This is a genomic window from Streptomyces sp. NPDC086554 (assembly GCF_040686095.1).
Classification (GTDB): Bacteria; Actinomycetota; Actinomycetes; order Streptomycetales; family Streptomycetaceae; genus Streptomyces.
In genome coordinates this window covers 45,176-65,299 of record NZ_JBFBJK010000017.1, presented here as the reverse complement: position 1 = coordinate 65,299, position 20,124 = coordinate 45,176, and the positions used below count along the sequence as shown (strand labels likewise).

Annotated in this window: 17 protein-coding genes and 1 pseudogene; 11 read left to right on the top strand and 7 right to left on the bottom strand. The window is 69.4% G+C overall.

Features of this window, described 5'->3' with window-relative positions; translation table 11 throughout:
- Positions 1–27: 27 nt before the first annotated feature.
- Complete coding sequence (locus AB0O76_RS26655; RefSeq protein ID WP_365496089.1) at positions 28–2,193, bottom strand: hypothetical protein; 2,166 nt, start codon at positions 2,191–2,193, stop codon at positions 28–30.
- A 138-nt stretch (positions 2,194–2,331) separates the two neighbouring features.
- On the opposite strand from AB0O76_RS26655, the gene AB0O76_RS26650 reads away from it, so the two are divergent.
- The 4 genes from AB0O76_RS26650 to AB0O76_RS26635 all read left to right on the top strand — a co-directional run bounded on the left by AB0O76_RS26650 (position 2,332) and on the right by AB0O76_RS26635 (position 5,227).
- Complete coding sequence (locus tag AB0O76_RS26650) at positions 2,332–2,901, top strand: hypothetical protein (RefSeq protein ID WP_365496087.1); 570 nt, start codon at positions 2,332–2,334, stop codon at positions 2,899–2,901.
- Between the two features lie 37 nt (positions 2,902–2,938).
- Positions 2,939–3,298, top strand: coding sequence for a CPBP family intramembrane glutamic endopeptidase (locus AB0O76_RS26645; RefSeq protein ID WP_365496085.1), 360 nt, complete (start codon positions 2,939–2,941; stop codon positions 3,296–3,298).
- A 158-nt stretch (positions 3,299–3,456) separates the two neighbouring features.
- Positions 3,457–4,551 (top strand): chemotaxis protein, encoded by a 1,095-nt coding sequence (locus tag AB0O76_RS26640; protein WP_365496083.1) that lies wholly within the window; start codon positions 3,457–3,459, stop codon positions 4,549–4,551.
- A 31-nt stretch (positions 4,552–4,582) separates the two neighbouring features.
- Positions 4,583–5,227: an FxLYD domain-containing protein gene (locus tag AB0O76_RS26635; protein ID WP_365496081.1), complete on the top strand. Its 645-nt coding sequence runs from the start codon at positions 4,583–4,585 to the stop codon at positions 5,225–5,227.
- A gap of 13 nt (positions 5,228–5,240) precedes the next feature.
- Here AB0O76_RS26635 and AB0O76_RS26630 read toward each other — a convergent pair whose 3' ends face one another.
- Positions 5,241–6,503, bottom strand: coding sequence for an arginine deiminase (locus tag AB0O76_RS26630; RefSeq protein WP_365496079.1), 1,263 nt, complete (start codon positions 6,501–6,503; stop codon positions 5,241–5,243).
- Between the two features lie 53 nt (positions 6,504–6,556).
- Positions 6,557–8,017 carry a basic amino acid/polyamine antiporter gene (locus AB0O76_RS26625; RefSeq protein ID WP_365496077.1) on the bottom strand — a complete coding sequence of 487 codons (1,461 nt, stop codon included), beginning with the start codon at positions 8,015–8,017 and terminating at the stop codon, positions 6,557–6,559.
- 130 nt (positions 8,018–8,147) lie between these two features.
- Here AB0O76_RS26625 and AB0O76_RS26620 point away from each other — a divergent pair, with 130 nt between their 5' ends.
- Entirely contained in the window at positions 8,148–9,203 is a 1,056-nt protein-coding gene (locus AB0O76_RS26620; RefSeq protein WP_365496075.1) for a lipoate--protein ligase family protein, read from the top strand.
- Here the strand turns inward: AB0O76_RS26620 and AB0O76_RS26615 are convergent.
- The 3 genes and pseudogenes from AB0O76_RS26615 to AB0O76_RS26605 form a co-directional block, all read right to left on the bottom strand.
- The gene (locus AB0O76_RS26615; protein ID WP_365496073.1) at positions 9,169–9,888 is read right to left on the bottom strand and encodes a DUF4232 domain-containing protein; all 720 of its coding nucleotides are present in this window, start codon (positions 9,886–9,888) and stop codon (positions 9,169–9,171) included. The two genes, AB0O76_RS26620 and AB0O76_RS26615, sit on opposite strands and share 35 nt — an antisense overlap.
- A 60-nt stretch (positions 9,889–9,948) precedes the next feature.
- A pseudogene (locus tag AB0O76_RS26610) lies at positions 9,949–10,247 on the bottom strand (hypothetical protein); the annotation flags it as partial.
- 59 nt (positions 10,248–10,306) lie between these two features.
- Positions 10,307–10,876, bottom strand: a complete 570-nt coding sequence (locus AB0O76_RS26605; RefSeq protein WP_365496071.1) for a hypothetical protein — start codon at positions 10,874–10,876, stop codon at positions 10,307–10,309.
- A 167-nt stretch (positions 10,877–11,043) separates the two neighbouring features.
- Here AB0O76_RS26605 and AB0O76_RS26600 point away from each other — a divergent pair, with 167 nt between their 5' ends.
- On the top strand, positions 11,044–12,630 hold the full coding sequence (locus AB0O76_RS26600) for an NCS1 family nucleobase:cation symporter-1 (RefSeq protein ID WP_365496069.1): 1,587 nt from the start codon (positions 11,044–11,046) through the stop codon (positions 12,628–12,630).
- Here the strand turns inward: AB0O76_RS26600 and AB0O76_RS26595 are convergent.
- Complete coding sequence (locus AB0O76_RS26595) at positions 12,588–13,148, bottom strand: CGNR zinc finger domain-containing protein (RefSeq protein WP_365496067.1); 561 nt, start codon at positions 13,146–13,148, stop codon at positions 12,588–12,590. The two genes, AB0O76_RS26600 and AB0O76_RS26595, sit on opposite strands and share 43 nt — an antisense overlap.
- 108 nt (positions 13,149–13,256) lie before the next feature.
- Between AB0O76_RS26595 and AB0O76_RS26590 the strand changes: the two genes are divergently transcribed.
- The 5 genes from AB0O76_RS26590 to AB0O76_RS26570 all read left to right on the top strand — a co-directional run bounded on the left by AB0O76_RS26590 (position 13,257) and on the right by AB0O76_RS26570 (position 20,035).
- On the top strand, positions 13,257–14,438 hold the full coding sequence (locus AB0O76_RS26590; RefSeq protein ID WP_365496065.1) for an epoxide hydrolase family protein: 1,182 nt from the start codon (positions 13,257–13,259) through the stop codon (positions 14,436–14,438).
- A 72-nt stretch (positions 14,439–14,510) separates the two neighbouring features.
- Complete coding sequence (locus tag AB0O76_RS26585) at positions 14,511–16,628, top strand: P-loop NTPase fold protein (protein WP_365496063.1); 2,118 nt, start codon at positions 14,511–14,513, stop codon at positions 16,626–16,628.
- A 92-nt stretch (positions 16,629–16,720) separates the two neighbouring features.
- Positions 16,721–16,921, top strand: coding sequence for a hypothetical protein (locus AB0O76_RS26580; RefSeq protein WP_365496061.1), 201 nt, complete (start codon positions 16,721–16,723; stop codon positions 16,919–16,921).
- Between the two features lie 214 nt (positions 16,922–17,135).
- Positions 17,136–18,839, top strand: coding sequence for a cytochrome bc complex cytochrome b subunit (locus AB0O76_RS26575; protein WP_365496059.1), 1,704 nt, complete (start codon positions 17,136–17,138; stop codon positions 18,837–18,839).
- Between the two features lie 413 nt (positions 18,840–19,252).
- Complete coding sequence (locus AB0O76_RS26570) at positions 19,253–20,035, top strand: MHYT domain-containing protein (protein WP_365496057.1); 783 nt, start codon at positions 19,253–19,255, stop codon at positions 20,033–20,035.
- Positions 20,036–20,124 lie beyond the last annotated feature (89 nt).

The window sequence follows — 20,124 nt, the reverse complement described above, 5'->3', positions numbered from 1 at the left end:
TCGCAAACAGTGCGTGACGCCACAGTGCTAGCGCTCCGCGTTCAACGCGTCCACCGCGCCCCGCGCGTCGCCGATGGTGAGGTAGTCGACGGCGACGAAGTTCACCGGCCTGCCGCGCTGCCGCTCGCAGGCGTGCGCACGGTCGAGGACCGCAGCGCGGGTGTTGACCGTGCCCGCGTCGAGGCGGCTGCCGCCGTCGATGGTGATGAAGTGGTTGAGCAGGAAGAGGCGCTTGTCCGTGCCGCCCCGGTGCGGGACGCAGCTCATGTCCTCGGGGGTGCGGAACGCGTAGGGGGTCTCCATGCCGTACCGGTAGAAGTTGCGGTACCAGGACGCGGGCCCGTCGGCGCGCTCGGCGAACACGACGAGGCGCTTGCCGCTGTCGATCATCTCGCCGAGCTCGGGCCACGGGCGGGACGGGTCCCGGTCGGGCTCGAACAGCAGGTCCGTGAGCCCGGCCTCCTCGAAGGCCGCGGCGGTGGCCTCGCCGTCCACGGCGTCCTGCACGATCAGCGTGACGACGTCGTCGGGGTGGGCCCGCAGCCAGTCGCCGACCTCGCGCAGCGTGGGCACGAGGCCGATGGCGCCCGCCCGGCACACCGAGTGGCAGAGCCACAGGCCGTCCCGCGGCGGGTTGAACTTGTTGATCGCGGCCTTGATCTGCCCCTGGAGCCGGGGCGAGAAGTCCGAGCCTTCGAGTCGTTCGGCGATCTGCTCCGGGCGCTCCCAGGTGTAGGTGTCGATCTGCAGGGCCCGTACGCCGTCGTTGAGCTGAGCGGTGATGCGGGGGTCCTGCAGGGGCCCGATGAACTGGTCGGCCGTGGTGGACATCGCGTTGTGCGAGGTGAGCTGGGTGATCTCGTCGTAGCCGCGGTCGCAGAGCCGGGGGCTGCCCTGGCAGACGCGCGGATCGGCGCGGCCCGCCGCGAGGGGCGCGAGGACGACGCCGCCGAGCGCGACACCCGCCACCCCGACGAAGAGCAGTCGCACGCGGCGGAGGCCGACGGTCAGGGCCGGTCCCGCCTGCCAGACCCAGCTGACGGCGACGAGCAGCGCGCCCGCGGCGAGCAGGATGTACGCGGCGACGGTCGCGGTGGTGAGCACACCGTCCACGGCCGCGCTCCCCACGTCGTCGACCAGCCGTGACACGGATCCCGGCCAGGACTCGGGCGTGCTGATCAGGCCGCCCTCCATGGCCACGCGGGCGACCACCACGCACAGCCCCGTGAGGGCTCCGCCCGCGGCGAGCACCCAGCCGAGCCCCAGCAGGCGGCGGGCGGGAGCCGCGGGCCCGGAGAGCCACAGGAACGCCAGGGCCGCGACGCCGAGCAGGGCGGCGAGCGGCTCGACCACACCTTGGGCGAGGTGCGTGACGGAGCGCGCCCGGTGCAGCGGGGCGAGCGCGTCGCCGGACGTGTCGAGGTCGGCGCTGATGTCCCAGGTGTCGCCGTCGGCGGTCCCGCGCAGCTGCTCGGTGGCCTGGCGGGTGCGGTCCGACACCGCCTCGGGCCCGACGGCGGCGAGCGCGGAGGCGACGTCCCCGCTCTCCAGCGCCACCTCGACCTCGGGGCGGAGCGCGTCGCGGCGGTCCTCCGGCACCACCTGGAGCAGCGCCCGCGTGGCCGTGACGGCCTGGTCCCTGGACAGCTCCAGGGTGGGCAGACCGGCCGGCGGCTCCCCGGTGGCCAGGGATTTCGCGGCCCGGTCGAGATCCGCGACGAAGGCCGGGAAGTCGGGTTCGGGCTGCCGTTGCACGGAGGCGACGAGATCAGCGAAGTACGTCTGGGCCAGGTTGCCGACATTGGTGAGCAGCGGCCGCAGGTCCGCCGTGAGGCGCAGCGTGTCGTGCTCGCCCCGCAGATACCCGGTCACCTCTTCGATCTGCCGGTCGGTCATGGCGCGCAGGGTCTCCGGGGGAAGCACGATCTTCAGGTTGGAGGTGACGGCCGCCTCCGGGACCGGCAGCCGCCCCAGCAGGTCGCGGGCGACGGGGAGGGTCTGCGGATCGACGAGGACTTCGTTGTACAGGCGGTCGTAGGCGTGCTGCTCGTCGAGGACGCGCTGGTGGAAGCCGGGGCTGAGGAGCGTGCTGCGCGCCGTGGCCGTCGCGGCCAGGACGGCCACGCAGAGCACCGCCACGATCCAGGCGACGGGCCGGAGCCTGCGCCGCAGACGGATCGCGCGCTGTTCCATGAACTCAGGTTGAGTCCCATGAGCGGGCGCGGCGACTCGGTGCGTGTCGTACGTGTCTGAAGGATCGGTACGCGTCTCAAGGCTCGGTGTACGTGTCCCAGGTCGCCGCGCGCGACGGGTACCCGCACGATGGGGGGCGTGCACGCCCGGCGCATCGCTTCGCGGCCGTCGCGGCTCCTGCGGCGGCCGGTCACGACGGCCACCGCGCTCGCCGCCACCGTCGCCGTCCTGGTCCTGAGCAACCTCGCGAACAACCGGTGGGCCAAGGACTGGAGTCTGGCGGCCTCCCTCGGGGCCACGGCGGTACTGCTCGCGATCGCGTACTGGTCCGGCATGCGCTCGTCCGACGTGGGCCTCGCCCGCGGCACCCTCGCGCGCGGCCTGCGATGGGCGCTGGCCCTCATCGGCGTCGTCGCCGCGGGGTACACGTGCGCGGCCCTGCTCCCGGTCACCCGCGACCTGTTCGAGGACCAGCGGACTAGGGCCTGTCCGATGGGTCAGGCCGGTCTTCGCGCCGGGTGCCGATTCAGCAGGGCCGAGCGGGCCCTGGTGCGTGCAGCTGCAAGGCGGAGGAGGGCGACAACGCGGAGCGTTGGCAACCGACGACAACGCGGGAGGGGGCACCTCCCTGCTCGAGCGAAGCCGAGAGCTTGGGGGAGTGCGTGCCAGGGCCCGCGACCCCGGCAGGACCCATCGGACAGGCCCTAGCGGCCTGAGCGGGGGCGAGGTCGCGGTGCGGGTCCTGGTGACGGTCCCGTTCGGCACCGTACTGCTTGAGGAAGTGGCGTTCCGGGGCGTGCTGTTCGGCCTGGTGCTGCGCGCCCGCGGGCCGCTCGCCGCGACGCTGGTCTCCTCAGGGCTCTTCGGCCTCTGGCACATCCTGCCGTCGCTCGGTCTCGCCGATGCCAAGCCCGCGCTGGGCGGCGCCTTCGGGGACTCCGTGCTCGGCGTGATCGTCGTGGACGCGGGAGCCGTCCTCTTCACGGCCCTTGCGGGCTGCCTCTTCTGCGAACTGCGCCGCCGCAGCGGAAGCCTGCTCGCCCCCATGGGGCTGCACTGGGCGACGAACGCCCTCGGGTACGCCTTCGGCTTCCTGCTGAGGTGACAGCCGGGCCGACAGCCGGGCAGACGGCCGGGCAGAGCGCCCCGCCAGGCGCCCCCGGAGGCGAAATGCCACGCCCAAAAAACCGTCATATGGTGCATTGCGTGGCGTAACGGCCAGCAGGCCCTGAGTCGCCGCCCCGTCCCGAAAGGGCCCGCTCCATGCACCCCTCTCTCACCCCGGAAGCCCTTGCCGAGCTGCGCAAGACGCGCCCCTATCCGGCCGTCACGGTCCTGATGCCGACGCACCGCAGGGAACCGGACAACGCCCAGGATCCCGTGCGGCTGCGCAACCTCGTCGCCGAGGCCAAGGAGCGCCTGAACGCCGACCCGGCCGTGACCAAGGAGCATCGCGCCGAGGTGGCCGGTCAGCTGGACCGGGCGGTGGCCGAGGTCGATCTCGTGCACGCCGAGGACGGGCTCGCGGTCTTCGCCGCCCCCGGTGAGCACCAGGTGTGGTCGCTCGCCAGGACGGTGCCGTCGCGGGTGGTGCTCTCGGACACGTTCCTCACGCGCAACCTCGTCGCGGCCCGGGCCGCCGAGCGCCCGTACTGGGTCCTCGCCGTCTCCGCCGACCGTGTCGCGCTGTGGGACGGCACCGCGGAGCGGGTCACCGAGCACACCGCCGACGGGTTCCCGCTGACCCGGAGCCTCGATGACCCGGACGCCGAGCGCAAGGAGCGGATCGGCGATCTGCCGAGCACCTTCCGCGACGAGCAGACCCGCAAGTTCCTGCGTGACGCGGACCAGGCGGCGAGCGCTGTCGTCGACGCCCACCCGCGCCCCCTGTTCGTGGCCGGGGAAGCCGCGGCGCTCTCCCTCCTCGACGACACCGGCACGGTCACCAAGAAGGCCACGCGGGTGCCGCACGGCGGCCTTGCAAACGGCCCTGCGGACGCGGTGCGCCAGGCGGCCGCTTCCCTCGTGGCCGAACAGGAGAAGGCCGAACTCGACGGCGTACTACGCGAGTTGGACACGGCACAGAGCAAGCGGCAGTTCGCCGCCGGGCTCGACGAGGTCTGGCAGAACGTGACGGCCGACCGGGTCCGGCTGCTCGCCGTCGATGACACCTTCCGGCAGACCGTGCGCGACGACGGCGGACATCTGGTGCCGGCCACCGCCGACGATCTCGACGCCGTCGAGGACATCGTCGACGAGATCGTGGAGCGGGCCCTGGACACCGGCGCGCAGGTCAGGTTCGTACCCGAAGGAACGCTCACCGGCCAGGGCGGGATCGCCTGCGCCCTGCGGTACTGACGTCAGTCGCAGCAGTGAAAGGACGCTCCGAATGAACCCCCTGCCGCCCGGCGCGCCGCGACGCCCCAGGAAGGCGGTGTCCGCCGCCCTCGCGCTGGCCGCCGCCGTCACGGCCGCCGCCCTCGCCTCGTGCAGCACCGACGGCGACGCCCCCTCCGGCGAGGGCAGCCGGACGATCAGCGAACGGCCGACGGCTCCCGCATCGGAGTCCTTCTCGGAGAAGACCGCGTCGCCCCTGAAGTCGGCCGCTTCCGAGGCCGCCGAGTCCGCACGGGCGTCGGCATCGGAGGCGACGGAATCGGCCTCGGAGCGCGCGGACGAGTTCGAGGCGTCCGTGTCCGCGGAGTCCGAGCGGGTCCAGAAGGCCGCGAAGGACGAGCTGAAGGACGTGGACGGCGAGGGGAACGCGATGTCCGACGTGTCGATGACGGGCAAACCGCGCTCCGAGACCGGCGGTGTGCTCGCCTCCGTCGTGACCATCACCAACAGGACCGACGAGAAGGCGTCGTACGCGCTGCAGGTCGACTTCCTGGATTCCGACGGCAAGGCCGTGGAGACGCGCTACATCGGCAAGGAGGACCTCGAACCCGGCGAGCGGGCCCAGGCGTACGCCATCAGTCACGAGCCGCCGGAGCCGAAGCTCTCCGCGAAGCTGGTCAAGGCCCAGCGGTACTGAGCCGCGGCCTGGTTCAGAAGTCGACGGCGTCGCGGATGAGCGGGCACGTCATGCAGTGCCCGCCGCCGCGGCCCCTGCCGAGTTCGGCGCCGACGATGGTGATGACCTCGACGCCCGCCTTGCGCAGCAGGGTGTTGGTCTGGGTGTTGCGGTCGTAGGTGACGACCACGCCCGGCTCCAGGGCGACGGCGTTGTTGCCGCTGTCCCACTGCTGGCGCTCGGAGGCGTAGACGTCTCCGCCGGTCTCGATCACCCGCAGCCCGGAGAGCCCGAGCGCCTTGGCGACGACGTCGACGAACGTACGCGAGCCCTCATCGGTGATGTCCATGCCGGCCGGTCCTTCGCCGGGGCGCAGCGTGAAGGAGTGCACGGCGTCCATGATCTTCGGGTAGAGCGTGACGATGTCGCGGTCGGCGAAGGTGAAGACGGTGTCGAGGTGCATCGCGGCCCGCAGCTTGGGCATGCCGGCGACGACGACCTGCTCCGCCGCGCCGCTCTTGAACAGCGAGGCCGCGACCTGCGTGATGGCCTGCCGCGATGTGCGCTCGCTCATGCCCATCAGTACGACGCCGTTGCCGACCGGCATGATGTCGCCGCCCTCGAACGTGGCCTGGCCCCAGTCGAGTTCGGGATCGCCCCACCACACGCGGGCGCCGGTGAAGTCGGGGTGGAACTGGTAGACGGCCTTCATCAGGAGCGTCTCGTCGTGCCGGGCGGGCCAGTACAGCGGGTTGAGGGTGACGCCGCCGTACAGCCAGCATGTCGTGTCGCGGGTGTAGAGCGTGTTCGGCAGCGGCGGCATCAAGTACTCGCGTACGCCGGTGGATTCGCGTACGAGCGCGACAGAGCCGGAGCGGAACTCGTCCGGCAGATCCGCGGTGGCGAGGCCGCCGATGAGGTAGTCGGCGAGGCGGCGCGGCGCCAGGGTCTCCAGGAAGGCGCGGGTGTCGTCGATGAGTCCGAGCCCGACCTCGTTCGCGGTGATCTTCCGCTCCAGGAGCCAGTTCCTGGCCTCGGGGATCGCCACGGTCCGGGTGAGCAGGTCGTGCAGTTCGACGACCTCGACACCGCGCTGCTTGAGCTTGTTGACGAAGTCTGCGTGGTCGCGCTGGGCGTTCTCCACCCACATGACGTCGTCGAAGAGCAGGTCGTCGGCGTTGGTGGGGGTCAGCCTGCGGTGGGCGAGACCGGGCGCGCAGACCAGCACCTTGCGCAGTGTGCCGACCTCGGAGTGGACGCCGTAGTTCGGGGCGCTCGGCGTGTCGGGGCTTGTCACGGTGTGCCTTTCCGATGCGAATACGGCGTGTGGACAGGTGGGTTGACGGTGGATCAGAGGCTGATCCAGCCGACTGCGAGGGCGATGACGCCGACCACCGCACCGGCGGTCGAGATGACGAGGATGACGAGTTCGCGTGGCGAGAAGAGACGTCTGCCCTGTTCCCGCCGGGCCATCACGAACAGGATCGTGGCGGGGGCGTAGATGATGAACGAGACGAGGACGAACTTGAGGCCTGCCGCGTACAGCAGGAACGCCGTATAGATGACCGCGATCGATCCCACGACGAGTTCGCCGCGCGTCCCCCTGCCCCCGTGGGTGCGATCGTCCGGGCGCAGCGCGATCTTCGCCGCGAACGCGGCCGCGAGCAGATAGGGGATCAGGGAGAGTGAACTGGTCAGGTCGAGCGCGAAGTTGAACGCGTCGTCGGAGAACGACGTGACGATCAGGACGACCTGCGTCAGGCATGTGGTCATCAGGAGCGCGGGCGCGGGCACGTCGGCGGCGGTGGCGCGGCCGAGGAAGCGCGGCATGTCCTCGTCCTTGGCCGCCACGAACAGGACTTCGGCGGACATCAGCGTCCAGGCCAGATACGCGCCGAGCACCGAGATGATCAGCCCTACGCTGATGAATACCTTGCCCCAGGTGCCCACCGCGGACTCCAGGACTCCGGCCATCGACGGCTGCCGGAGTGCGGCGATCTCGTTCATCGGCATGATGCCGTACGACACGATGGTGACCGACGCGAAGACGGCGAAGACGCTGAGGAACCCCAGGACCGTCGCCTTTCCCACGTCCTTGCGGCGCTTGGCGTGGCGCGAGTAGACGCTGGCGCCCTCGACGCCGAGGAAGACGAAGACGGTGGCGAGCATCGTGCCGCGTACCTGGTTGAAGAGGGAGCCCGAGTAGTCCGCGCCACCGAAGTTGTCGGCGAAGACGTCCGCCTTGAAGTAGAAGAGCGCGAGGACGACGAAGAAGAGGATCGGGACGATCTTGGCGACCGTCACGACGCGGTTGATCGCCGCGGCCTCCTTGACGCCCCGCTTGATGAGCGAGAAGAACCCCCAGAGGCCCGCCGACGACAGCAGCACGGCGAGGTCGGTGTCCCCCTCGCCGAGGCCCGGCCAGATCGCGCCGACCGTCGACATGATCAGGACCCAGTACGTCACATTGCCGACGCAGGCGCTGGCCCAGTAGCCGAACGCCGAGAAGAAGCCGAGGTATTCACCGAACCCGGCCTTGGCGTAGGCGTAGACACCGGCGTCCAGATCGGGTCTGCGGACGGCGAGGGTCTGGAAGACGAAGGCGAGCATCAGCATGCCGGTGCCCGCGATGGCCCACGCGATGAGCGCACCGGCGACGCCGGTCTCGTCCGCGAACCGGCTGGGCAGCGAGAAGACGCCGGCGCCGACCATGGAGCCGACGACCATCGTCGTCAGCGTCAGGAGGGTGAGTTTGGCCGCCGGTGCGGATCCGTTGGTGGCCGCCTTGTCGCTGGTGTCGGCGTCGCTCATGGATCCCTGGTCGCCTCCTGATCCGGGCCGGCGCCGACGGTCGACTGACCACCCTGAGCGCGAACCTATCCGCGGCGTGTGAAATTGTCCTGATATAGGCGCCCAAGGCGATGAATCGGGAGGAAGCGCGGTGCACGGTGAGTACAAGGTTCCCGGCGGCAAGCTCGTCGTTGTCGACCTGGACGTCGAAGACGGCGTACTGCGGCAGGTGCGCGTGGCCGGGGACTTCTTCCTGGAGCCCGACGAGGCGTTCGACGTCCTGAGCCATGCCCTGGAGGGCGCGCCCGCCGACACCGACGCGGCGGGCCTCGCCGCCCGGATCGACGCGGAGCTGCCCGACGGCACCGTCATGTACGGCCTCACCTCGGAGGGCGTGGGCATCGCCGTGCGCCGCGCCCTGGCGCACGCCACCGACTGGACCGACTACGACTGGCAGCTGATCCACGATGCTCCGCAGTCACCCGCGCTCCTGATGGCCCTGGACGAGGTGCTCACCGCCGAGGTCGCCGCCGGGCGCCGGGCGCCGACCCTGCGCGTGTGGGAGTGGGAGTCACCGGCGGTCGTGATCGGCAGCTTCCAGTCGATGCGCAACGAGGTGGACCGGGAAGGCGCCGAGCGGCACGGCATCCAGGTGGTGCGCCGGATCAGCGGCGGCGGCGCGATGTTCTGCGAGCCGGGCAACGCCATCACGTACTCGCTCTCGGTCCCCGACTCCCTCGTGCAGGGCCTGTCCTTCGCGGACAGCTACGCGTATCTGGACGACTGGGTGCTCGGCGCCCTCGCCGACATGGGCGTGAAGGCCTGGTACCAGCCGCTCAACGACATCGCCACCGACGCGGGGAAGGTCGCGGGCGCCGCGCAGAAGCGGGTGGCGGGCGGGCACGGCGCGGTCCTTCACCACGTGACCATGTCGTACGACATCGACGCGGAGAAGATGGTCGAGGTGCTCCGCATCGGCCGCGAGAAGCTCTCCGACAAGGGCACGAAGAGCGCGAAGAAGCGTGTGGACCCGCTGCGCCGCCAGACCGGGCTGCCCCGCGAGGCCGTGATCGAGCGGATGCTCGACTCCTTCCGCACGCGGTACGGCCTGACGCCGGGAAAGGTCACGGACGAGGAGATGGCCAGGGCCCAGGAGCTCGCCCGGACGAAGTTCAGCTCGGCGGAGTGGACGGCGCGGGTGCCGTAGGCCTGCCGGCCCCGGCGTCGCTGGTGGGGCTCTTCTGCCAGGCGGTCGTGCCGATGCGGCCGGTGTTGCCGAGGTCGATCCGGCCCTGCGGCGTCACGGTCGCCTTGCGGGCGCCCTTGGCCGGGGTGACCTCCAGATAGGTGCCGCTGACGGCGGTCGTCGTCGTGTCGGTGACGGTGTTGCGCCAGACGAGCGCCGTATAGGCCGACTCCCCGCGCTTCAGCGTGACGGGGTGCGGCCCGGGGTCGTCCATCTGCGTGACGGGCTTCGGCCCTTGGAGGATCTGTACGTCGAGGGGTTCGCGATGCTCGTCGAGCACGCTCAGCCCCGGATAGCCGTTGAGCCGGTAAGCGCGCTTCCCACAGTTGGTCAACGTCACGCTCATCGCGCGCAGACCCATGGCGGCGTCGACCATGCCCGGCTCGATCCGCACGCCCGAGGCGGGGCACGAGGAGGTGGGCGCGTCCGGCACCGTCTCCTCCTCGACGGGGATCGGCGTCCTCGATCCCAGGCCGGGCGCCGTGGGTACCCCCGAAGCGCCACCGGTAGGACCACCCTCAGGAGCGGCATCCGCCGTACGCTCAGGGTTCCGCTCCCGCTCGATCTCCTCCGAGAGCCCGCACCCGGCGGCAAGCAGGGCGACAGCCGTGAGGGCTGCGACGTGTCTGAACGGTATGACGGCCACGCGGAGATCATGCCACGCCCAAGTAGCCCTCTATCAGCCTCTATCCACTCCTATCCACCGCTATGGAGTCGCGTTCCGGGCCGCCACGAGCCCCGACTCGTAGGCGAAGACGACCAGTTGGGCCCGGTCGCGGGCGCCGAGGGCGAGAGCAGAGCCTCCCCGCGAGCGACGATCTCGATGCCCTGCAACAGATCCGCGGGCTCGGTGTCCTTGAGCAGGAACCCGCTGGCCCCGGCCCGCAACGCGTCGAAGACGTACTCGTCGAGGCCGTAGTTGGTGAGGATCACGACGCGTACGTCACCCAGGCGCGGGTCGGCGACGATCCGCCGCGTCGCCTCGACCGAGAGCGGTGTCCGGATGCGGGCGGGGGTGTGGCTGGTGACGACGGTGCGGCCGTGAGCGGGGCCGCCGCTGCTCCTCATCCCCTGCCGAACGGCCGGGCGTACCCCACCACTTGGGCGGCGAGGCCCGCGATCGCCGCCGCCTCGACCACCGAGAGGGCCAGCAGCAGTCCGCCCCCTTCTCCGTCGGCCCAGAAGACGACGAGGCCGGCCAGCGGCACCACGCAGAACGCCACCAGGTCGACCAGGCACTGGATGACCTTGCGCGAGCGGCGCCGCGCGTCACCGCGATGGGCGGTCTCCCAGCCGAAGGCCGAGGGGGTCGCGGAGGCCGCCCTCTCGTCCGTGGCCGCCAACTCCGCGAGGCGCGGCCCGAGATCGCCCCGCACATAGGCGCCGATCGCCGAGATCTTCTCGTCGTTGACGAGGTAGGTCCACCCCAGGACGACGCAGACGGGCCCCAATGCGAGGAGCATCGAGGCCCGTGCGGTCTGCGCGGTGGCGGCGACGAGTGCCGCGACGGCCGCCAGCGTCACGTACAGGAGATTGTCGCGGAACCCGATCCGGGCCTTCTGCTCGTCCTTGACGACCTGATACTCGGCGAGCAGCAGCTGCCCGACCGTTATGTCCCCCTGCGCCCCGCTCATGCCTCTCCCCATCTGTGAACTGCTACTCCCGTAAGTGTCAGGGGAGTTGTACAGTCCTCTCCACTCCGCGTTGGATCACGGCACCCGCACAGCGCCCTGTCCCTGTCACGTGGCACCTCCGCACGAGCCATCGTGGCCGGGCGTGCCCTGTCAAGAACGGCCTGCCCATGAACGACGCCAGTCCTCCCTCCGTTCCCCCGGCCAGCCCTCCCCCCGTTCCCCCCGCGGCTCACCCCACCGCGACCGAGCACACGATCCCGACTCAGCGCTCCGATCCCGACGGCCGGGTGTCCCTCGCCGACGGCGTCACCCTGGACGACCCCCGGTTCGCGAACGAGGACCTTCTTCCGGTCCCCATGGAGCGGCGGACCTGGGGCGTGTACAACTACACGGCCCTGTGGGTGGGCATGGCCCACAACATCCCTTCGTGGACGCTGGCTTCCGGCCTGGTGGCCCTCGGGATGGACTGGAAACAGGCGGTGTTCGTCATCGCTCTGGCCAATGTGATCGTGCTGCTCCCGATGCTCCTGACGGGCCACGCGGGACCCAAGTACGGCATCCCCTTCCCCGTCCTGGCGCGCGCTTCCTTCGGGCTGCGGGGCGCGAACCTCCCGGCGCTGATCCGGGCGGCGGTGGCCTGCTGCTGGTTCGGCATCCAGACCTGGATCGGCGGCCAGGGGATCTTCCTCCTCCTCGGCAAGATCTTCGGCGGCTGGGCGAACGCCTCGGAGGTGGGCGGCTATCCGTGGACCCTCTGGCTCTGCTTCGCGGCCTTCTGGGCCTTCGAACTGGCCGTCATCTACCGGGGAATGGACGCTCTGCGCCGCTTCGAGAACTGGGCGGCGCCGTTCGTCCTCATCGGTGCGGTGGTGCTCCTCGTGTGGATGGCGTCGAAGGCGGGCGGCTTCGGTCCGCTCCTGGACCAGCCGTCGGAACTGGGCTGGGGCGCGGACTTCTGGAAGGTCTTCTTCCCCTCCCTCATGGGCATGATCGGCTTCTGGGCCACCCTGTCCTTGAACATCCCCGACTTCACCCGCTTCGGGAAGGGCCAGCGGGCCCAGGTCTGGGGCCAGTCGCTTGGCCTCCCGACCACGATGACGGCCTTCGCGCTCCTCTCGGTCCTCGTCACCTCCGGTTCGCAGGCGGTCTACGGAGCGGCGATCTGGGACCCGGTGGAGCTCTCGGCGAAGACGGACAACGTATTCGGCCTTGTCTTCGCCCTGGTGACGGTCCTGGTCGCGACGGTCTCGGTGAACATCGCGGCGAACGTCGTCTCTCCCGCGTACGACCTGTCCAATCTCGCCCCGAAGCTGATCAACTTCCGTACCGGGGCGCTCATCACGGGTGTGATCGGCGTCCTGGTCATGCCGTGGAAGCTGACCGCGACGCCCGAGCTGTACATCTTCACCTGGCTCGGGGTGGTCGGCGGGCTCCTCGGCACGGTGGCGGGCGTGATGATCGCCGACTACTGGATCATCCGCCGCACGGTCCTCGACCTCGCCGACCTCTACCGCCCGCACGGCCGCTACTGGTACACGGCGGGCTGGAACTGGCGCGCCCTGCTGGCCTTCACGGTCGGCGGCACCCTCGCGGTGGGCGGCTCCTACTCGGCCCCCGGAAAGGGCCCGTTCCCCGCGGACGGCCTCATCCCCTTCCTCGAGCCCCTGGCGGACTACGGCTGGGCGGTCGGCCTCTTCGCGGCGCTCGGCATCTACGTACTGACGAGTCTGGATCTGAAGCGCGCCTTCTTCTGACGATTCCCGCACGTGTTCATGTCACACCATTTGCGGGTGCGACTCCGGCTGGTGTCGAAGAAGGCGGCTCGGCAGGTCGGCGATGCGCACAAGGCCAACTTTCCGTCTCGTTCGCCCGCGATGACGCTGATCGCGTCGGCGGCGATCACGCTGAGGGCATCTTCCACGCAGGAAGCCGAGCTGAGCAGCCATCGCCGCTTGCCCTCGGGCGTCAGGATCGCTGCGGCCCGACCCTGAGCGCTGCAGTCATTGATGACTTGGACAGCAGACGCGGGGAGAGCTTCCTGGATCGCGGCCGCCGTCGCGGCGGCGTGGATCGACTCCCTCAGTTCCCGGGCGAGTTCGAGCTGGGCGGTGGTGCAGGAGTCCACGGCGAGGCCGTTCACTGCGAGCCAGTCGACGAGCCTGTGCGGTGCGGGAATGCGCTCCACAGCGTCGCCATGACGCTCCGACAGAGTCCCCGTGAAGCTGGTCGCCAGCACGTTGCCGAGGCGGAAGTCAGGAAATCCAGCACGCATGGAACCACCATAGCCGGTTGCGCGCCGGCTTGAAGGCGCGGCATAGTGGAACCGCCATAGCCGGTTCTTCGAAGGTCAGGGCCGGTTCCGCGACGGCCAGGAGGTCTCATGCCCCGTCCAACCAGCGACGTACAAGCATTTGAAGCCCACGCACCTGACGCCGACCTCGACGATCTGCGCGCGCGGCTGGCCGCGGCGCGGCTGCCGGAGGCCGAGACGGTCCATCGCGCCGCGCCCGACCCTCGCCGATGGGAACAGGGCGTTCCGCTCGCCGACCTAGTCGATGTCGTGGACTACTGGCGCACCGGGTACAACTGGCGGTCGTTCGAAGAGCGCCTCAACCGCATCGGCCAGTTCCGTACGACCATTGATGATCTGGGAATCCACTTCCTGCACCGCCGATCCGCGCGCGCGGATGCCACTCCTCTGCTCATGACGCACGGCTGGCCCGACAGCATTGCCCGGTTCATCGATGTAGTGGACGAACTAACAGATCCGAAAGATGCAGACGCGCCGGCGTTCCACGTCGTGGTCCCGTCGCTCCCAGGCTTTGGTTACAGCGACAAGCCGGCCACCACCGGGTGGGGAACCGAAAAGATCGCGGCCGCATGGGTGGAATTGATGGGAAGGCTCGGCTACAGCAAGTTCGTGGCCCACGGCGGCGACTGGGGAGGCAATATCACCACGGTTCTCGGCGGCAGGTTCCCGGCGCACGTTCTCGGCATCCACACAACGTTCGCGGAGGGACCTCCCGGGTTGACCACGGACGGCCTTACGGCGGTCGAGCGCAAATGGACCGAGGAAACCCGCCATTTCTGGCGCCACCGCGCGGCGTACGCGAAGCAGCAGGCGACCCGACCGCAGACCATCGGCTACTCGCTCGTCGACTCACCGGTCGGGCTTCTTGCCTGGATCCTCGACAAGTTCGCCGAGTGGTCGGACACCGAGGACAGCCCGTTCGAGACGATTTCCAGAGACAGGATTCTCGACGACGTCACCCTGTATTGGCTGACGCGGACCGGCGCATCGGCGGCCCGCATCTACTACGAGAGCCACAACTCGCTCGATCCCAACCTTCGGGTCGACGTCCCGTCAGCAATCACCATGTATCCCCGCGACGTCGAGAAGTGTCCGCGCCCCTGGGCACAGGAGCGGTACCGACAGATCGTCCGATGGAAGTGCCCCGAAATGGGGGGACACTTCCCGTCGCTGGAGGTCCCCGAGTATTTCGTCAAAGATCTGCAGGAGGGCCTCGCGGCAGTGCTGGCCGCTGATCGCCGTCCCGCATGACTTAGAGTCACGGCTGGTGCGGCGACCGGGGCCCCCGTGCCGCGACGGCCCGAGTGATGCGGCGGAGGCACGGTGGACGACCCAGAGCCGGCGAAGGCGGTCTGGAACCGGCTTGCGGACGAGGTGATCTACCAGGACGCCGTCCGCCGCCTGCACGCCGAGGACAAGGTGCTCAGGGGATATCTGGCGCAGCAGCACATGACGGGCGTGGACGAGGAGAAGGTCACGGCGGAGTTCCACCGAGAGCATGTCGTCGGTGAGGTATTGGCCTCGGGATACGGGGAGTACGAGGAATACCAGGACGCCGTGGAGCAGCGCGACCACGCGGTGGAGGAGTACGGACGGGCGCGCTTATCGGTCAGGCGCCTCTTCCTGCTGATCTGGCTGGTGACCCTGCGCTGGCAAGTCGCTTTCGTACGCCGCCAGTGGCGCAGTTCCCTGCCGGACGCCCTCGCGGCTCAAGTGGGGCCGGTGCTCAGACGTCTGATCGGCGAGGACCACAACACCCTGCTCGTCACTCCCGACATCCTGGGGCTCGTCGAGGTGCATGATCTGCGATACGTCGTTCCGCACCGCGAGCAGGAGAACCTCGACGCGAAGATGGAGTTGATGGCCGGCGGGACCATTGCGATCTCCGGTCCGCGCGGTGTCGGGAAGTCCACTCTCCTCAGGGACTTGGCGGAGAAGCGGCGCGGGGACGACAACCTCGTGGTCCCCGTGGAAATCCCTTCCGCCTACGTCCCGCAGGAATTCCTGCTCTCGCTGTTCCAGCGGGTGTGCGAGCAGTTTCTCGCGCTGCACGGGCGGGCGCCCGATTCCTCGTTCGTCTTCCTCATCAAGCTGCGCAAGCACATCCTGCGGCGGATCCGCGGGGCGGTGTCGTTCTGGGGCCGGCTTCTCGTCGCCGCGGTCCTGCTGTCCGTCGCGCTCGCACCGGCGGCTCGGGCGATGAACCGGTCGCTGGACGGCGGTTTCTCCGGATGGCTGACGCGTATGTGGGATGACGTCCGGGCATCCGCGGTGCAGCTCTGGACGGACCACCCGTGGCTGACGCGCGTACCGCTCGCGCTGCTCGGTCTCGGCATCCTCGTCTCGCTGCCGAGGTGGCAGAAGAAGTCACCGCTCCTCAAGGAATGCGTCAACTACCTCTATCTCCTGCGGACCGCGCAGAGCACAAGCCTGGCGACCACGACGGGGCTGACGCCCTTCTCCGCCGGAACCGTAGGCGCGGGCCGCACCACAACGCTCTCCTCGCGCACGCTCACCTTCCCGGAGCTGGTGGTCCACTTCCGGGACCTGTTGGAACGTATGGCCAAGGCGGCCAGCAACGGTCGCATTTTCATCGTCATCGACGAGATCGACCGGATCGGCACCGCGGAAGAGGCAAGATCGCTGCTCGCCGAGATCAAGGCGGTCTTCGGCATTCCGAACGTCTACTTCCTCATCTCCGTCGCCGAGGACGTCGGCGCCGATTTCGTCCGCCGCGGACTCCCGGTACGGGACATCATCGACAGCTCTTTGGACGACGTAGTCCATATCGAGCCCCGGACCCTGGAGGAATCACACGCCATACTCCAGAACCGGGTCCCGGGCCTGACCACCCCCTTCATCGCCCTCGCGCACTGCCTTTCCGGCGGCATCACACGCGACTTGATCCGCTACACACGCCGGATGGTCGCCATCCCCAGCACGGGCCGCAATCAACTGCCCCAAGTAGCCCACGCCCTGCTGTGGGACGAACTCAGGGAGACCCTGGCGGGCTTCCGCGTCCTGCTGGCCAGGACCGACCACCCGCCCGACTGGGCACAGCGCATGGACGACACCCGCCTGGCCGTCCTGCTCCTGCAAGAACGGCCCGGGGACGAGCAGACGTCCCTCGCACGCGACGCCGTCCGGCGACTGATCGACACGGCCTCACCACCCACGGAGACCGCTGCGGACGCCGTCCCCTCACTCGAAACCCGGCGCCAGTGGGACGAGTTGGGGGCATACGGCGATTTCATGCTGACCCTCCTCGACTTCTTCAGCCGCAAGAACTTCCCCACCCTCGATGACATCAAGGACGCCGGAACGGAATGGGACCTGCAACGCCTGGCAGAAGCGCGCCGTGAACTCGCCATGTCCCCGGCCGCGACACGGCTCGCCCTGAAGCGGTTCCGGGAGGCGTGGGGGATGCCGGAACAGGCCTGATCGCACAGAGTAATCGCCCGATATGCCCTGAGTGTCCGCGCGTGCCACGATGAGGGCACCCATTCCCCCGACACTCACGAGGAGTGACACTCATGGGTAAGCAAGAGCGATCTGCCCGCCGGCGCGAGCAGGGGAACAACCCCCAGCAGGACCCCATGCGGCAGGGTCAGCGTCAGCAGCAGGAGCCCGGTCAGGCCGGCCAGCGCAGTGATCGACAGCGCCAGCAGACGGAGCGCGGCATGGCCGAGGACCGCGCCGCGCGACAGCAGGAGATGAGGGACAGGAAGGCCTGACCCCAGGCTCGAACCTGTGGGTGATCGAAGGGGCGCACCAGATCGGACGGTGCGCCCCTTCGCGGCGCATCGGACGGAGCGCCCCCTCGCGGCGCCGACTCACGACGCGCCAACGCGGCCCGCCCTTCCGTGACATGGGCCACATATCGGCTCCGCATGTCACAGTCCGCCGGTCCGGACCGTCCCGTGTGTGAGCGCCCACGGGAGGCAAGGGATGTCCGAGAGCACCGCCCCGAAACGGACCGAGCAGCGGGCACCGGGAGGCGAACGCGTCGCCGACTGGGCCGACGGACGGTTCGGCGTCTACGGAATCAGCCGGAAGTACCTCCGCAAGGTCTTCCCCGACCACTGGTCGTTCCTGCTCGGCGAGATCTGTCTCTACACGTTCATCATCCTGATCATCACCGGCATCTACCTCACCCTGTTCTTCCACCCGTCCATGAACGAGGTGGAATATCACGGCAGTTACATCCCCCTGAACGGGGTCCGGATGTCGGAGGCGTACGCATCGACACTCGACATCAGCTTCGACGTACGCGGCGGTCTGCTCATCCGGCAGATCCACCACTGGGCCGCACTGATCTTCGTCGCCGCCATGCTGGTCCACATGATGCGGCACTTCTTCACGGGGTCGTTCCGCAAACCCCGCGAGCTGAACTGGGTGTTCGGCTGGCTGCTGCTCGTACTGGCCCTGTTCGAAGGCCTGTTGGGCTATTCGCTACCGGATGATCTGCTGTCCGGAACGGGGCTGCGCTTCGTCGAGGGCGCGATCCTCTCCATCCCGATCGTGGGAACGTATCTCTCCTTCTTCCTCTTCGGCGGCGAATTCCCCGGCGACGACATCGTGGCGCGCTTCTACTCCATCCATGTGCTGTTGCTGCCCGGCATCATGGCGGCGCTGGTCGTGACGCACCTGATTCTCGTCTTCTACCACAAGCACACCCAGTTCCCCGGCCCCGGAAAGACCGAACGCAACGTCGTGGGCGCGCCGTTCTTCCCCGTGTATCTCGCCAAGGCGGGCGGATTCTTCTTCCTGGTCTTCGGTGTCGTGACGGTGGTCGCGGCGATCGCCTCGATCAACCCGGTCTGGTCGTACGGCCCTTACCGCGCCGACCAGGTCTCCACGGGCGCACAACCGGACTGGTATCTGGGATTCGCGGAGGGCCTTGTCCGGGTGATGCCCGGCTGGGAGGTCAACCTGTGGGGTCACACCCTGGCCCTGGGCGTCTTCATCCCCTTCGTCGTGTTCCCTCTGATCCTGCTCATGATCGGCGTGTATCCGTTCATCGAGGCGTGGATCACCGGCGACCACCGCGAACACCATCTCCTTGACCGACCCCGAAACCGCCCCGTCCGCACGGGACTTGGCGTCGCCTGGCTCACGATCTTCTTCGTGGCGCTGATCGGCGGAGGCAACGACATCTGGGCGACGCGCTTCCATCTCTCCCTGAACTCGGTCACATGGTTCGTGCGCGTGGCGCTGTTCGCGGGCCCGGTGATCGCGTTCGTGGTCACGCGGCGGATCTGCCTGGGGCTCCAGCGGCGGGACCGCGACAAGGTGCTGCACGGGCGGGAGACGGGCCGGATACGGAGGCTGCCGCACGGGGAGTTCGTCGAGGTCCACGAACCCTTGGACAAGGGCGAGTTGTACCGCCTGACGCAGCACGAACAGCCGACCCCGCTCGAAGCGCTGCCGGACACGGACGAACATGGCGTACGCAGGCGGGTGCGGCCGACGGAGCGGCTGCGGGTGGCGCTGTCCCAGTGGATGTACGGGGAGGGAGCCCAGATCCCGAAGCCGCGCCGGATGGTCGGGAGCGGGACCCCGCCGACGGGCGCCGAGGCGCGGGGCGAGGCGCTGCCCGAGGGGGAAGGGGGGCTGCACCGCCAGACCTCGGCAGCCCGGCGGCATCCGTAGCCGATGCGAAGGGCGCCGCGGGCTCGGGGGTGCGCTACTTGACCGGGGCGCTGTAGTCGGTGCCAAATCCGGAGGCGGTGAAGTACAGCTTCTTCGGGGCGACCTTGACGGACTGCCTCGACCGACAGGCGGGAGAGATCCGGCGACGCCGGGCCGATGCCGTCTCCGTGCCGGAGTGACACGTTCCGGTTGTCTCGACCCCTATGCCCGAAGCGCCCCGAGGCGCGGCGTGACAAGGGTCGCACCTGAATCCGCGGGCCCACGATGCGCTGCAGCCACGGTGGCCCCTGATCTTGGGCCTACTCGCTGGTAGACGGCTTTTGCCAATGATTCCACCGGTGTTGCGGAAGATCGCCTGCGTGTTAGCGTCCCGGACCGTCGGGGGGCCGACCTCGCTGAGCGAGAGGAATTCCGTGGGTCACATGCATCATCTGGCAGGCGGCTGGATCACTCCGGCCCTGTCGTACGCCATGGCTGTCGTCGGCAGTGCGCTGGGATTGCGCTGCACCGTCCGGGCGTTGGCCGCCGAAGGAAAATCGAGAAGGAACTGGCTCGTCACCGCTTCGATCGCGATCGGGGCCGGTATCTGGACGATGCACTTCATCGCGATGCTGGGCTACACCGTCGACGGCACGGCGATCCGTTACGACATCCCGCTCACGCTGCTGAGCCTGGTCGTCGCCATCGGAGTCGTCGGGGGCGGCGTCTTCGTCGCCGGTTACGGCGGCTCCCGCGTCCGGTCCGTCCTGCTCGGCGGGCTCGGCACCGGACTCGGCGTCGCCGCGATGCACTACATCGGCATGGCCGCGGTCCGGCTCAACGGTGACATTTCGTACGATCCCGTCGTCGCCGCCGCTTCCGTGCTCATCGCCATCCTCGCCGCGTCGGCCGCGCTGTGGGCCGCGCTCACCATCCGCGGACCCGCGATCGCCGCCGGCGCCGCCCTCGTCATGGGCCTCGCCGTCAGCAGCATGCACTACACGGGCATGGCGGCCGCCGACGTCTCCGTCCACGCCGGAACCACCGCACTCGACGGCGCGAGCGCCACCTCCTTCATCCTGCCGCTGGCCGTGGTCCTCGGCTCCTTCCTCTTCCTGACCTGCGCCTACGTCGCCCTGTCGCCGAGCGCACAGGAGCGCGCCCAGAACGAGGCCGCCGCACGGCCGCTGCGCGAGGTCGAGCTGCCGGCCACCTGAGCCGCGTCGCAGCCCAGCACGCCCCGCGCCCTTCGCCCCGCGCCCTTCGCGCCGCCCCCAACACTCCTGCTCCGCCAAGGAGATGCTTC

Bases quoted from the DNA above. Each gene is read 5' to 3' on its own strand.
- AB0O76_RS26655 (WP_365496089.1), bottom strand. From the start codon at position 2,193: ATGGAACAGCGCGCGATCCGTCTGCGGCGCAGGCTCCGGCCCGTCGCC.
- AB0O76_RS26640 (WP_365496083.1), top strand. From the start codon at position 3,457: ATGCACCCCTCTCTCACCCCGGAAGCCCTTGCCGAGCTGCGCAAGACG.
- AB0O76_RS26635 (WP_365496081.1), top strand. From the start codon at position 4,583: ATGAACCCCCTGCCGCCCGGCGCGCCGCGACGCCCCAGGAAGGCGGTG.
- AB0O76_RS26625 (WP_365496077.1), bottom strand. From the start codon at position 8,017: ATGAGCGACGCCGACACCAGCGACAAGGCGGCCACCAACGGATCCGCA.
- AB0O76_RS26605 (WP_365496071.1), bottom strand. From the start codon at position 10,876: ATGAGCGGGGCGCAGGGGGACATAACGGTCGGGCAGCTGCTGCTCGCC.
- AB0O76_RS26600 (WP_365496069.1), top strand. From the start codon at position 11,044: ATGAACGACGCCAGTCCTCCCTCCGTTCCCCCGGCCAGCCCTCCCCCC.
- AB0O76_RS26595 (WP_365496067.1), bottom strand. From the start codon at position 13,148: ATGCGTGCTGGATTTCCTGACTTCCGCCTCGGCAACGTGCTGGCGACC.
- AB0O76_RS26590 (WP_365496065.1), top strand. From the start codon at position 13,257: ATGCCCCGTCCAACCAGCGACGTACAAGCATTTGAAGCCCACGCACCT.
- AB0O76_RS26580 (WP_365496061.1), top strand. From the start codon at position 16,721: ATGGGTAAGCAAGAGCGATCTGCCCGCCGGCGCGAGCAGGGGAACAAC.
- AB0O76_RS26575 (WP_365496059.1), top strand. From the start codon at position 17,136: ATGTCCGAGAGCACCGCCCCGAAACGGACCGAGCAGCGGGCACCGGGA.